The 12,871-nt window shown below is 54.0% G+C and carries 12 protein-coding genes; 11 read left to right on the forward strand and 1 reads right to left on the reverse strand.

The features are described 5' to 3' along the window. Positions 1 to 2: 2 nt before the first annotated feature. The 11 genes from ssuD (at position 3) to uvrC (ending at position 12,205) form a co-directional block, all read left to right on the forward strand. On the forward strand, positions 3 to 1,124 hold the full coding sequence (gene ssuD / locus JCR24_RS01055) for an FMNH2-dependent alkanesulfonate monooxygenase (protein ID WP_020278119.1): 1,122 nt from the start codon (positions 3 to 5) through the stop codon (positions 1,122 to 1,124). A 141-nt stretch (positions 1,125 to 1,265) separates the two neighbouring features. After that, positions 1,266 to 2,477, forward strand: a complete 1,212-nt coding sequence (locus JCR24_RS01060) for a hypothetical protein (RefSeq protein ID WP_238979930.1) — start codon at positions 1,266 to 1,268, stop codon at positions 2,475 to 2,477. Between the two features lie 155 nt (positions 2,478 to 2,632). Next, positions 2,633 to 2,755 (forward strand): hypothetical protein, encoded by a 123-nt coding sequence (locus tag JCR24_RS17450; protein WP_014196475.1) that lies wholly within the window; start codon positions 2,633 to 2,635, stop codon positions 2,753 to 2,755. A gap of 40 nt (positions 2,756 to 2,795) precedes the next feature. After that, positions 2,796 to 3,740, forward strand: coding sequence for an NAD-dependent epimerase/dehydratase family protein (locus JCR24_RS01065; RefSeq protein ID WP_011232156.1), 945 nt, complete (start codon positions 2,796 to 2,798; stop codon positions 3,738 to 3,740). Then, positions 3,730 to 4,662, forward strand: coding sequence for a lysylphosphatidylglycerol synthase transmembrane domain-containing protein (locus JCR24_RS01070; protein ID WP_031212294.1), 933 nt, complete (start codon positions 3,730 to 3,732; stop codon positions 4,660 to 4,662). Before JCR24_RS01065 ends, JCR24_RS01070 begins: the two co-directional genes overlap by 11 nt. Beyond that, positions 4,659 to 6,158 (forward strand): alkaline phosphatase family protein, encoded by a 1,500-nt coding sequence (locus tag JCR24_RS01075; protein WP_238980005.1) that lies wholly within the window; start codon positions 4,659 to 4,661, stop codon positions 6,156 to 6,158. The genes JCR24_RS01070 and JCR24_RS01075 overlap by 4 nt, the downstream gene beginning before the upstream one ends. Beyond that, positions 6,115 to 6,876, forward strand: coding sequence for a glycosyltransferase family 2 protein (locus JCR24_RS01080; RefSeq protein WP_238979931.1), 762 nt, complete (start codon positions 6,115 to 6,117; stop codon positions 6,874 to 6,876). The genes JCR24_RS01075 and JCR24_RS01080 overlap by 44 nt, the downstream gene beginning before the upstream one ends. 343 nt (positions 6,877 to 7,219) lie before the next feature. Next, positions 7,220 to 7,981: a hypothetical protein gene (locus tag JCR24_RS01085; RefSeq protein WP_011232152.1), complete on the forward strand. Its 762-nt coding sequence runs from the start codon at positions 7,220 to 7,222 to the stop codon at positions 7,979 to 7,981. 25 nt (positions 7,982 to 8,006) lie between these two features. Further along, complete coding sequence (locus tag JCR24_RS01090; protein ID WP_014196469.1) at positions 8,007 to 8,933, forward strand: FTR1 family iron permease; 927 nt, start codon at positions 8,007 to 8,009, stop codon at positions 8,931 to 8,933. Between the two features lie 47 nt (positions 8,934 to 8,980). Beyond that, entirely contained in the window at positions 8,981 to 10,426 is a 1,446-nt protein-coding gene (locus JCR24_RS01095) for a hypothetical protein (RefSeq protein ID WP_023633490.1), read from the forward strand. Positions 10,427 to 10,432: 6 nt separating this feature from the next. After that, a complete protein-coding gene (gene uvrC, locus JCR24_RS01100) occupies positions 10,433 to 12,205 on the forward strand; it encodes an excinuclease ABC subunit UvrC (RefSeq protein WP_011232149.1) in 1,773 nt (590 codons plus the stop codon). A 48-nt stretch (positions 12,206 to 12,253) separates the two neighbouring features. On the opposite strand, the gene JCR24_RS01105 is transcribed toward uvrC, so the two are convergent. Continuing rightward, the gene (locus JCR24_RS01105) at positions 12,254 to 12,706 is read right to left on the reverse strand and encodes a YslB family protein (RefSeq protein ID WP_013144566.1); all 453 of its coding nucleotides are present in this window, start codon (positions 12,704 to 12,706) and stop codon (positions 12,254 to 12,256) included. Between the last annotated feature and the right edge of the window lie 165 nt (positions 12,707 to 12,871).

Consider the following 12,871-nt stretch of genomic DNA (forward strand, 5'->3'; position numbering starts at 1 on the left):
AGATGGAGTTGCTTTGGTTTATCCCTTCTCATGGCGACGGCCGATATTTAGGGACGACAAAAGGTGGTCGCTCCCCAGAATACAGCTATTTCAAACAAGTCGCCCAAGCAGCCGACCGCTTAGGATATACGGGCGTGCTCATTCCAACCGGCAAATCGTGCGAAGATCCTTGGCTGCTCGCTTCGGCATTGGCGGCTGAAACCGACCGTTTGCGCTTTCTTGTCGCTGTCCGTCCCGGATTGATGACGCCGACGTTGGCTGCCCGCATGGCTTCCACATTCGATCGGATTTCCGATGGCCGGCTGCTCGTGAATGTCGTCGCCGGTGGCGATCCCGTTGAGCTGGCAGGGGATGGGTTGTTTTTGTCCCATGACGAAAGATATGAGGCAACGGACGAGTTTTTGACGATTTGGCGTCGATTGCTTGCAGGAGAAGAAGTGACGTTGAGTGGAAAACATGTGTCGGTCAAGGGAGCCAAACTGCTATTTCCAGCGGTGCAAAAGCCGTATCCGCCCATCTTTTTTGGCGGATCGTCGGATGCCGGCCAACGGGTTGCGGCGCGCCATGCGGATGTGTATTTAACCTGGGGCGAGCCTCCTGAACAGGTGAAAGACAAAATCGAACGGGTAAGGGAGCTTGCTCGTCAAGAAGGCAGAAAAATCGAATTTGGCGTTCGTCTCCATATTATCGTTCGTGAGACGGAAAAAGAAGCATGGGAAGCGGCAGAGCGATTGATTCGATATGTCGATGACCGGACGATTGAAGAGGCGCAACGGGTATTTGCTCGTTACGATTCGGTGGGACAGCAACGGATGCGACAGCTGCACGGCGGAAAGCGGGATTCGTTGGAGATCAGTCCAAATCTATGGGCTGGGGTAGGATTGGTGCGCGGGGGTGCGGGCACGGCTCTCGTCGGCGATCCGGAAACCGTGGCCGAGCGTCTTCGCGAGTATGAGCAGCTGGGCATCCGCTACTTCATTTTGTCCGGCTACCCGCATCTGGAAGAGGCGTATCGAGTGGCGGAGCTGTTATTCCCGTTGTTGCACTTGAACACTCCTTCCTCTTCCTCCATTCAGGGAGAGGTTGTGGGCCACGAATTTTTCCCTAATGTGATTAAAGTTTGATTGATTGCGAAAGAGAGGACCGGCAACGAGGGAGTCCTCTCTTTTTCATCATGTGTTGACATTGAAATTCATTTTCTCTTATAATCTTATTGTATTGATATTGATTATCATTTTTTGGATGTGTGAACGGGGGGATACATAATGTCATTGAAATGGAAGTGGCTCGCCGTGTTTGCCGCCGCGGCGTTGGCGCTTGGCGCGTGCGGCCAGAGCAAACAGACGGCGGGAACAGAAAAAGAAAGCAGCAACCAAACGGCTGTGGAAAAACAAGAAAAGCCGAAAGAGGAAGAGAAGGCGGAGAACGAGAAGGAAGAAGCGGAAGCGGAAGTCGATTATGCGGGAGCGTTCAGCGAAGCGCTCGCGGAGCTTGAGAAGGCGAAGCAAGGCGGGGCGGTCGACTTCGGCAAAGTGGAGAGCATCTACAAAGAAAAGCTGCAGCCGCTTGTACAAAAACGTGACGCGGAATTTGAAGATACGCTTGACCAACATATTACCAACGCACTGGCCGCCGGCAAAGACGGGTCGCTTGAGCCGTTGGTTGTCAAGCAAATTTTTGACAAGCTGATGCAAAAAGTGTTTTACACGACGATCAAGCATGAGTTTACCGAAGCAGAAGAACATTGGGCCAATAAGGAAGAAGTAAAGGAAGAGCTTAAGGAAGCCAAAACCTTTTACGCGATTTTGCAGTCGACCGTGGAAAAGCGCGATGCGGCTTACGGAACGAAGTTGGTTGACGCGATCAACGGGGCGTTTGCCCAAATGGAGCAAGCGGTCCAAAACGATGATGCGCTCTCATTTGCCCTCGGCAAGCAAGTCGTGGACAAAACATTGATGAAAACATTCTATTTAGCGAGCGGAGCGCTGCCGCACGGCTATGCGGCGAAGGCGGCGGCTGCGGCCAAGGAAAACGCCGAAGAAGCCAAAGTGGAGCAGGCGGAAGGCTGGGCGTTTTATCAGTCCGTCTATCCGTATATGAAACGGCATGCCGCGGAGGAGGCGGACTACATTTTGAAACAGTTTGACCTGCAAACCGATGTCAAAACGCTCGATCCGAAAGCGGTGAACCATGCGTTCGTGCGCGGATGGGCGAAAGTGGCGCTTCACGAATATGAAGAAAGCAAAGAAAATTGGGGGCAAGACAAGTCGGTGATCACCGCCTTAGAAGGCGCGCTCTTTATTAACATGATCGAACAGGATATCAAAACGCTGCTTGGCGACAAAGCATACACCGACTTGAACGAACAGGCGACACGTTACCTAGAGGCGGCAAAGGCAAAAAACAAAGCTGAGGGTGACAAATGGCTGCCGCAAATTGAAGCCGCCCTGCAACAAGTGATTGAAAAAGCGAAATAACCTAGCAAACAAGGGGATGACCCAAAAGGGTAATTTTCCTTAACAAAGCACAACATATTGTTTCTTAATGATTGTTTTATACCTATATACGTAATAAGAAAGGGTGTCCCGATCCTTTTGGGACACCCTCTTGTATGACGAAGGAGGCAGCGGATTTGATGTCGGCAGAGTGCTCGATGGTGGATGTCAGGCAGCTTGTGTGCCTTCAGGGCAGCCGTCTGTCCGGAAACGTTTGGTTTTTTTCATGGCGCCGCGACTTTTCCGAGCGGCTGTGGTAAGATGCTGATGGATAGTCCATTTTGTAATGGGGTGAAACCGTTGAAAATTGTTGTCACTGGAGGAGCCGGATTTATTGGCAGTCATTTGGCCGCTCGTCTGCATGAACAAGGTCATGAAGTGGCAGCGATCGATTGTTTTCATCCGTACTATCCTGTTGAGCGGAAGGAGCGGCAGTTTCACGCGCTCACCGGCGGCCGGGTGCCGCTTGCCCGCTTCGACTTGCTTGATGGGGAAGCGACGAAGCGTTGGTTCAGCCAGTTTCGCCCCGATGTCGTCTACCATTTGGCGGCGCTGCCGGGCGTGCCGTATTCGTTGGCGCATCCGCTCGCTTACATCGATTATGACATTAAGGCGACGGTGAACGTTTTGGCGGCGGCGGGGGAAGCGGGGGTGGCGCATGTGCTGTTTGCCTCATCGTCATCGGTGTACGGCGACCGCGGCAACGTCCCGCTCCGGGAAGAGATGGCTGACGGCCGCGTCGTTTCGCCGTATGCGGCGGCGAAATACGGAGCGGAGTCGTTTTGTCATGCTTATGCTCATTTATATGGTTATCAAATGACGATTTTTCGCTATTTCACCGTTTACGGGCCGTGGGGTCGTCCGGATATGGCGATCGGCACGTTTTTGCGCCGATTGCTGGCGGGCGAGGAGATTGTCGTATATGGCAAAGGAACGGCGCGTGATTATACGTACATCGATGATATTGTGGAGGGCATGATCGCAGCACTTCACCGCAGCGGTGGGCGAAGCGAAGTGTTCAACTTGGGCGCCGGGGCGCCCGTCACCATGGAGCAGCTGCTCGCTGAGTTGCGGAAGCACTTTCCCGATCTGAAAATCGTGCACGCGCCGGAGCGGAAAGGCGATGTGAAAGCGACATGGGCGGACATCACGAAGGCGGAGCGGGCGTTTGGTTACAAGCCGAAGGTGGCGTTTGCCGAAGGGCTCGCCCGCACGGTGGCGTGGGCGCGCGAATATGAGCGGTAAACCGGCGGCTAAAGCGGCGTTGCAAGCAGCTGGGCTCGCGCTTCTTTTCTTTTCCGCTTGGTTGACATACCGCTGCTTTGACGGCCGGCAGATGCTCCATCATCTATCCAGGCTAGTCAGCCGCCCGATCGAGATGGCTGCCGCTGCTTTCGTATATGGCTTGTCGTTTTGGCTGCGGGCGTGGGCGTGGAAGCGATATGTCGGAAAGCCAATCGCCTTCTCTGTTTATTGGCGTGCCGTGCTGCTTAGTTTGTTTGTTAACCATCTAGCCCCAGTGAAAATCGGTGATGCTGTGCGTATGGCTTTGCTTGCCCGCCAGCCCGGTGTTTCAGCCAGCGAGGCCATTGAATCGGTGGCGGTGATGCGGCTCCTTGATATGGCGGTGCTTGGTGGATTGACTGTCATTGGGATGTATGCGTATATGCATTACATTCCCCGCATTTCTCTCTTGGCAGCGGCCGTTGCGGCCGGGTTCGTGCTGACCGTGATCGTGTTTCGCCGTCCGCTCCGCCTCGATCGGTTATGGCGGCGATGGCGGAGCGTATTTCACGGCTGGAGCGGCGCGGCGATGGTCGGGGCGGTGGCGGCGAGCTGGCTGTGTGAGGCGGCAGTCATAGGCGTGATCGCCAAAGCGGTCGGTATACCGCTTTCTTTTGGACAGGCGGTGTGGGCAAACAGCGCGACCGTTTCCGGACAAATTGCCCAAATCGCTCCCGGTGGACTCGGAACGTATGAGGCGGTGATGGGGTTTGCCTTAACTACGGTTGGTGCACCGTGGGATGTGGCGTATATGGCCGCGGTGTTGACACATGCCTTTAAATTTCTGTTTTCTTACGCCGCTGGTGCCGCGGTATTGTGGTTTTGGCGGTCCGACTGGCAGGCGGTGCGGAGCGTATGGAGAAAGGAAAGGGAGAGGCGATGAAAGAAGCATCACGATTCGAAAAAATCGCGGCGCGCTGCTGGAATTTGCTGAATGAAGGAAAGCCGTTCACGCCGATTTTTGTCGTGGGAACGATGAGCATCTACCATGCCGCTGATCTTATGGGCGGCCATGCATGGACATGGCTGATTGGCCTGACGGCGGTGCTGCCGTTGTTTGTTGTCTATTATGTGTACGATTATCCACTGTTTTTGCGCAATTATTTATGGATCCCTTATGTCGTGTTTCTCATCGTTTGGTCGTTCGCTGATGCGTCGTTGTTGTTGTTGGCGTCGGGGCTTTACTTTTTCTTTACCGTCTTTTTTTGGGGGACGCTGTATTACCATTTGCGCATCGGCACGTCGTGGTGGAATTTCACCCGCTTTTGGAAGCTGGTGCTGAAAAACAGCGATTCGACGAGCGGCAACGCCCAAGAGCAGCTGCCAAAATGTTTTCTTCTTTTGTCCGTATGGGAATACGCTTCGCAGCAGATCGATCAAGGAGCGGCTTTGGCGCCGCTGTGCGGGGCGCTTTGGCTGTTTGCCGCTGGGGTGTGGCTGTTTTCATGGATTTTGCATCGGAATTTGTTCGACTGGCAGCCGGAGATCATTCCGACTTATACGAACAATGTGCCGAGTCCCACCGCGCCGGTCAGTGACAAAGTGTATGTCATCGTGATTGATGGGATGCGCAAAGACCGGTTTGAAGCGGCCAACGCCCCGTTTTTAAAGCGGCTGCGCGCGCAAGGGACGGAATTTGCGCAAATGGAAACCGTCTATCCGGCGCGCACGGTCGTCTGCTTCACCTCGATGCTGACGGGGACGTATCCGTTTGAGCACGGCATCCGGTCCAATATGGTATGGAAGCTTGGGGCGAAAGTGGAGACGATTTTCGATTCGCTCCGGAAAATCGGAAAAACCGGCCGCTTGCTTGGCATCGCTCATTTGGTCGATTCGTTCGGCGACGATGTCGAAACGGTGACGGCCGTCATGCCGAACGACCTCGCCGACCGTTATATCATCGAGCGGGCGAAACGCATTGTGGAAGAGCAGCACCCGGACTTGCTTGTCGTGCAATTGATCGCCACCGACCAGACCGGCCATAGCCGCGGTGTGCTGTATGACGAGTATATCGAAAAAATTGAAGAAGCCGACGCGTTGATCGCGGAGTTTGTCGGCTGGCTTGAGGAACGGGGCGAGCTCGAGCGCGCGACATTGATTGTCTGCGCCGACCATGGCCAAGCGGATGGCATCGGCGGCCACGGCCATCTCGATGAAGGGGAGCGGTATGTGCCGTTTTTCATGTACGGTCCGGCGATTGAGGCAGGGAAACGGGTTGATGAGAAAAGAAGCCTCGTCTCGCTGGCGCCGACGATCGCCTATTTGCTCGGCGCGCCGTATCCGAGCCATAGCCGTGGTCCGGTTTTGATCGAGGCGATGAGAAAGGAGGAGAGCGATGAAGAAGCAGCGCGTCATCGTCTTTTTGCCGGCGCACAATGAGGAAGGGGCGATTGGGGACGTGATTCGCCGCATTCCGCGTCATTTCCATCCCGATGTAGAGGTCAGCGTCTTGGTCATTGATGACGGGTCGACCGACCGGACTGCTGAAGCGGCGCAAGAAGCGGGGGCCGATATCATTTGCCGCCTGCCGGAAAACCGCGGCCTCGGTGCGGCGGTGCGGCGAGGGCTTGAAGAGTGTGTCCGTCTTGGCGCGGATATCGGCGTGATGATCGATGCTGACAACGAATATCCGCCGGAACAAATTCCTGACCTTTTAGCGCCGATTTTCACCGGTGAAGCGGACTATACGATCGGCTCGCGCTTCCTTGGCACGATTCGCGGCATGAAATGGCATCGCCGCCTTGGGAATTATTTGTTCACTTGGCTGCAGTCGCTTCTTCTAGGACAGCGGCTGTATGACGGACAGTCGGGGATGCGCGCCTTTTCGCGCCACGCGATGGAGGAGGCGGAAATCATCCACGATTACAACTACGCCCAAGTGCTGACGCTCAACTTGGTGCGCAAAGGGTTTCGTTTGAAAGAAGTGCCGATCCGCTATCAAGTGCGGACGACCGGCCGTTCGTTCATCAAATTCACCGCCTATATGACCGCGGTCATCCCGGCCATCTGGAAGGAAATGCGCCGTCCGGTGAAAAAGGTGGCCGTCGATCGAGAAGCGCATGGGCGCTCCCAAGAGCGGGCGCGCCATTGCTCGTAAGGCAGTTCGTGCTTAGAAGGCAGGCGAAAAACTGCATTCACGCGCCAATCGGCGGCATTTTCATCAGAAAAGAAAGCTGATTCTGCGAAGTTTCTCTAATTGAGAAATAGATGGAATCAGCAGTATTTTGCACTAAATCATCAGCCTTTTAGAAGGCGGGTGATGTCATAAGACATGCGGATCTACTTCTCAACTTGAGGAATCCTGTTTTTCTCTCTAATCGCGAACGATGGATTGAGGAAGATGATCGTTTTTTCACCAGCCTTTTCGACGATGGATGATTTTTTATTGACAATAAGTATGATAATGATTATCATTGATCTTGATGGAGGGAGAAGGGAACGTGAAATCGTTTCGTTTCTTTTTTTACATAGCAGTGATCATTATTCTCAATCTCATTCCGCTGAAAGCGTTCGCCTATTCGTATGGAGACCCGAACAAAGAGGCGGTTGCTGAGGCGTATAAAGAGATGAAAGAAAAGTTGAACGAGCAGCCGCCGAACTTTGCCGCAGCGAAGGAAATTTTCGAAACCGTAAAAGAAGAAATCGACATGCATATGGGACCTGAGCCGTCCAAGGCGGTGCTTGCGGCCATCGAAGCGAAGGACCGTCAAACGGTGATCAAGGACATGGAAAACATTTTAGTGCTCAATATCGCTCGCCGTTTGGACAATATTGAGGCAAACTTTGATCAGTACGACACGAGCAAGCGGCTGTTGGCGAAGGCGTTTGCGACGTATGAAGCGCTGTCGCCGGTCATCCAAGGGAAAGACCCTGCACTTGATAAACAGCTGCGCACCGAGTTTGACAAGGCGCTTCAGTCGCTTGGCAACCCGGGGCTGTTCGGTGTCGGCGAGAAAAAATCGGATATCAACGTGTTTAAGAAAAGCAAAGAGACGATTTTAACAACGCTGCAGAAGCAATTCGGCCTGAAAAGCCTAAAAGTCGGCCATTTTTCGGAAAACGCTGCAGAAAAGCCGGATGCAGTGCAAAAGAAAGAGTGGACCGATTTGTCTAAAGTAAAAAACTGGATTCCGCTCGTTGTCATCGTTATTGTGGTTCTCGGCGCGGCTCTCATTTATGTGCGGCGTCGGAAACGGGCTTAGTCCAAATATAAGGGGAGGCGGAGACATGGAAGTCCAAGCGCTGCTCATTACGTTTCGTGAAGCGCTGGAAGCGCTGCTGATCGTCGGCATCATTACATCGTATTTGAAACGTGTCGATCACCGCGAATACACGAAGTACGTATGGCTTGGTGCTGGTTTGGCCGTGTTGGCGAGCATCGGGGCGGCCATTTTGTTTCAAGTCGTGTTCACGGGATTTGCCGCGATGGGCAGTGAAATCTACTTAAAAATCGGCATCATGATCGTCTCCGCGTTGCTCTTGACGCAGATGGTGTTTTGGATGGCCGAGCATAGCCGGGACATGAAACAAAACGTTGAAGGGAAAATGGACCAGTTTATTACCGCCGGCAATGTCGCCGGCATGGTCATTCACTCGTTTTTAGTCGTGCTGCGCGAAGGAGTGGAAACCGTTTTTTTCTTCGCTGCCATCACGCACGGCAACATCGGCGCGGCCATACAAGGCTGGGGAGCGGCGACAGGCATTGCCATTGCCGCTTTGGTCAGCTACTTCTTCTTTAAAGGAACGATGCGCATTCCGCTGAAAGCATTCTTTAAAGTAACCGGAGCTTTTATCGTCTTGATCGCCGCTGGCCTGCTCGTGCAAGCCATTTCGATGATGCAGGACATTGGGCTCATCGGCAGCGTCATGCCGCACGTATATGATTTGACATGGCTGCTTCCAGAACATCCGATTGACTACGAACATTACGTGCGCGATCATGGCGTCGCCCCCGTCTTTTCCGGCGAAGTCGGCGTCTTTTTAAAAGCGTTGTTTGGTTATTCAGCGATGCCGTCGCTTGAAGAAGTGATCGCCTATATCGGCTACTTCGCCGTCGTGTATTTGCTGGTGACGAGCCGCCGCGGTCAAAAGAGCGCTGTGGTCGAGAAACCGGCGATTGCCGCTTTGGAGGAAAAAGCAAAAAACGTCATGTAACGTACAAGGCTGCTGCGCCTTGTACTTTTTCTTTGGAGGGGAACACGGTGAACAAACGGTTCGGCGACCGCTTTTGGATTGGCTTTGGTGTCGGAACGGCCTCTTTGTTGGTTGGCGCCTGTTTGTATTGGGCGAGCCCGTATGCGGCCACATGGGATGAAGTTGATTTTGCCTTGGCGCTTAGGCGCTATGATGTGTTAGCCATGCAGCCGCATTTCCCAGGCTATCCGTATTTCGTCCTCGGGGGCATGGCGGTGCACGCTTTCATTGCCAATCCGGCCAAAGCGCTTTCGATCTTGAATGTGCTCGTGTTGTTTTCCGCCGCCTTTCCCATCGTTTTGCTGCTTGCTCGGCATATGCCGCGTCCAGCGGCGTTATGGGCGGCGCTTTCGGTGCTTTCTTCAAGCTATGTGCTTCTTGCCTCCGCCCGACCGATGTCAGACGGTGCGGCGCTCGGCGTGCTTTGGTGGTACATCTGGGCCGTGGAATGGGCGCGGCGGCGAATGGCATGGACCGCGCAGCTGCTGCCGATGGCGTTATTCAGCATCCTCATGGGGGTTCGCCTATCGTACATCCCCTTTGCCTCGGCGTTATTGTTGCTTTGGCATGAAGACTGGAAAACGCACCGCCGCCTCGGCCGCGTGGCGGCATCGCTGTTGGCGGCGGCCGCCTTTCAATTTGTTTGGGTGGCAGCGGTCGCGGCGACGGAAGGCGGCCTTTGGCCGTTTTTCAAGCTTGGCTTTGCGTTTGTTGTCGGTCATTTCAGCGACTGGGGGGGAACGGCGGCGGCGAGCCCTCTTCCATTTTGGGAGCGGGTGTGCCGCTTTGTCCTTGACAACTTTCTTTGGACCGGCATGGCCAGCCGAAATGCTTGGCTGCTGGCTGCCTATGCAGTGGTCGGCGCCATCGCCTGGCGCGCGGGGCGGTTGGGGCTTCCGCGCCCGCTTGTCGTTTCCGCGTTGCTGTATGCTTTGTGGGCGCTTTTCGGACAAAACATTGACAAGCCGCGTCATCTCCTTCCGCTCGTTCACATTGCGCTCGTTTTCGTGTGGGGGCGGCTGCTGGCCGCGCCCCGGACATGGCGGTTTGTTCTTGCCGCGGCAGTGGTGATGCTGCAGTCTACAATCGGCATCGGGCTGTTGCGCGAGCAGGCAAAGACGCCGCCGGCAGTGTATCAGCTTGCGGACGATTTGCGTGACAAACGGCAGCCGTTTGTGGTATATACGTGGGAAGAGACGCGCGTCCTAGACTATTTGAACGTGCCCTTTCCACATAAAGACGTGCTCCATTTTTCCTTCTTTTTGCAAGACAAAGAAAACTACCGCCATGCTGCGATATATATGACCAATCACGTTGTCCAAGGGTTCGAGGCTCAAGGGATCGATGTTTCCTGCCATGTGCGCAAAATGAAAACGTATCGTTCCAGTTTGCTTGCTGATCCGGTGTATGGGACGATTACGCTGTACGAATGGGTTGATGGAGCAGTGAGGTGATGGCCAATGAACGAGCGGCTGAAAGAAAAATTGGCTGTGCTGCCGGAGCAGCCGGGCTGCTATTTGATGAAAGACAAACACGGAACGGTCATTTACGTCGGCAAAGCGAAGTCGCTGAAAGCGCGCGTCCGCTCGTATTTTACCGGGACGCATGACGGCAAGACGCAGCGGCTTGTTGAGGAGATCGCTGATTTCGAATACATCGTCACCTCGTCAAACGCCGAGGCGCTCATTTTGGAGATGAATTTGATCAAAAAGCATGATCCGAAATACAACGTCATGCTGAAAGATGATAAAAGCTACCCGTTTATTAAAATCACCGCAGAAAAGCATCCGCGCCTGCTTATCACCCGCAAAGTGAAAAAAGACGGCGGCAAATATTTCGGCCCGTATCCAAACGTGCAGGCGGCGAACGAAACGAAAAAGCTGCTCGACCGCTTATATCCGCTCCGCAAATGTTCGACGCTGCCTTCGCGCGCCTGTTTGTATTACCATATGGGCCAATGCCTCGCCCCGTGCGTCCACCCGGTGTCGGACGAACAAAATAAGGCGATGGTTGAACAAATCGTCCGCTTTTTAAACGGCGGGTATGAAGACGTGAAGCGGGAGTTGGCCGAGAAAATGCACGAGGCGGCGGAAACGCTCGAGTTTGAACGGGCGAAAGAATACCGCGATCAAATCGCGGCGATTGAGATGACGATGGAAAAGCAAAAAATGATGCTCAACGACTTCATCGACCGCGATGTATTCGGCTATGCGTACGACAAAGGCTGGATGTGCGTGCAAGTGTTTTTCCTTCGCCAAGGGAAGCTGATTGAGCGCGACGTGTCGATCTTCCCGCTTTACCAAGACCCGGATGAGGAAATGCTTACGTTTTTGGGTCAGTTTTATGCGAAAGCGCATCATTTGAAGCCAAAAGAAGTCGTCCTCCCGTCCGACATTGACGGCGAGCTCGCCCGCGAATTGCTCGGCGTTGCCGTCGTCCAGCCGAAAAAAGGGAAGAAAAAAGAGCTTGTTGAGCTGGCGAGCAAAAACGCGGCCATTGCTCTGAAAGAAAAATTTTATTTCATCGAGCGGGACGAAGAACGGACGATCAAAGCAGTCGAACGTCTCGGAGAGCGTCTTGGCATTCCGGCGCCGCGCCGCATCGAGGCGTTTGACAACTCGAACATTTACGGGGCCGATCCGGTCTCGGCGCTCGTCGTTTTCCTCGATGGCAAGCCAGCGAAAAAAGAATACCGGAAATATAAGGTGAAAACGGTCGCAGGCCCGAACGATTATGAAACGATGCGCGAAGTCGTGCGCCGCCGCTATACGCGCGTGTTGAAAGAAGGATTGCCGCTTCCCGATTTGATCATCATCGACGGCGGCAAAGGCCACTTGTCGGCGGTGCGGGATGTGCTCGAAAACGAACTTGGACTGGATGTGCCGCTGGCTGGATTGGCGAAAGACGAAAAACATCGCACATCAGAGCTTTTGGCCGGCGACCCGCCGGATGTCGTGCCGCTTGACCGGCAAAGCCAAGAGTTTTATTTATTGCAGCGCATCCAGGATGAAGTGCATCGGTTTGCCGTTATGTTTCACCGAAAGACGCGGCAGAAAACGATGTTCCATTCCGTGCTTGATGACATCCCCGGCGTCGGGGAAAAGCGGAAAAAAGCACTCTTGAATTATTTCGGCTCGGTGAAAAAGATGAAAGAGGCGACGGTGGAAGAGTTGCAGCGGGCGAACATTCCGCGAGCGGTGGCGGAGAAAATCTATGAAAAACTGCATGAATAATGGCTGAACGGGCGCCCGTTTTGCGAGCGGGCGCCCGTTGCCTACATTTCATTCGATCGCCTGCTTCCGATCCCATTTCACCAAAATGCGCGCTTTGCCGTCCCGCTTTGGCGGCAGTTCGACCGCTTCGGTGACGAACCGCTTTTGTTGTTCGATTTGCTGGGCGAGAAATCCAGCCTCAAGCTGGAACGAGCAGCTGCCGTACAAGGAAAAGCGGGCGGCGATGATGGGGCCTGACAGCTCGATATATAGTTCGTCGTTTCGCTCTTCGCCGGTTGATAGCTCCCCCCAGCCCGCCCGTTCAAAAAATACGGCGACGTCATCGAGCGTTCCGAGCGGGTAGCGCCGTGCCAGCTGTTTGCCGGCCCAGTACAGCAGCGAAGCGGCATCTTTGCCAAGCAGCTCGGGAAGAAGCGAATGGCGAAGCAGCTCAGCCCCGAATGCGGAAAGCGCAATCGACCCAAACATTTGATATTGATCCTCTAATGGTGGCTGTTTCATCGTTTTCCCCTCTTTCTATCCATTTCCCCATTATAGCTGAATTGCTGCCGGAGTGCATCCTCTTTCCTAAGGTGGCGCAACTATGAGAATGTTTGAACATTTTGTGGCAGTGTTTTCTTGACGCTTGTACAATGTGGGAGTACAATGAATGTGACAAAGCGAATA

This window comes from Geobacillus sp. YHL (assembly GCF_022341265.1).
In the GTDB taxonomy this organism is placed as follows: domain Bacteria; phylum Bacillota; class Bacilli; order Bacillales; family Anoxybacillaceae; genus Geobacillus; species Geobacillus thermoleovorans.

Coding starts and splice junctions, on each gene's coding strand:
- ssuD (WP_020278119.1), top strand. CDS start 3: ATGGAGTTGCTTTGGTTTATCCCTTCTCATGGCGACGGCCGATATTTA.
- JCR24_RS01060 (WP_238979930.1), top strand. CDS start 1,266: ATGTCATTGAAATGGAAGTGGCTCGCCGTGTTTGCCGCCGCGGCGTTG.
- JCR24_RS01070 (WP_031212294.1), top strand. CDS start 3,730: ATGAGCGGTAAACCGGCGGCTAAAGCGGCGTTGCAAGCAGCTGGGCTC.
- JCR24_RS01075 (WP_238980005.1), top strand. CDS start 4,659: ATGAAAGAAGCATCACGATTCGAAAAAATCGCGGCGCGCTGCTGGAAT.
- JCR24_RS01080 (WP_238979931.1), top strand. CDS start 6,115: ATGAAGAAGCAGCGCGTCATCGTCTTTTTGCCGGCGCACAATGAGGAA.
- JCR24_RS01090 (WP_014196469.1), top strand. CDS start 8,007: ATGGAAGTCCAAGCGCTGCTCATTACGTTTCGTGAAGCGCTGGAAGCG.
- uvrC (WP_011232149.1), top strand. CDS start 10,433: ATGAACGAGCGGCTGAAAGAAAAATTGGCTGTGCTGCCGGAGCAGCCG.
- JCR24_RS01105 (WP_013144566.1), bottom strand. CDS start 12,706: ATGAAACAGCCACCATTAGAGGATCAATATCAAATGTTTGGGTCGATT.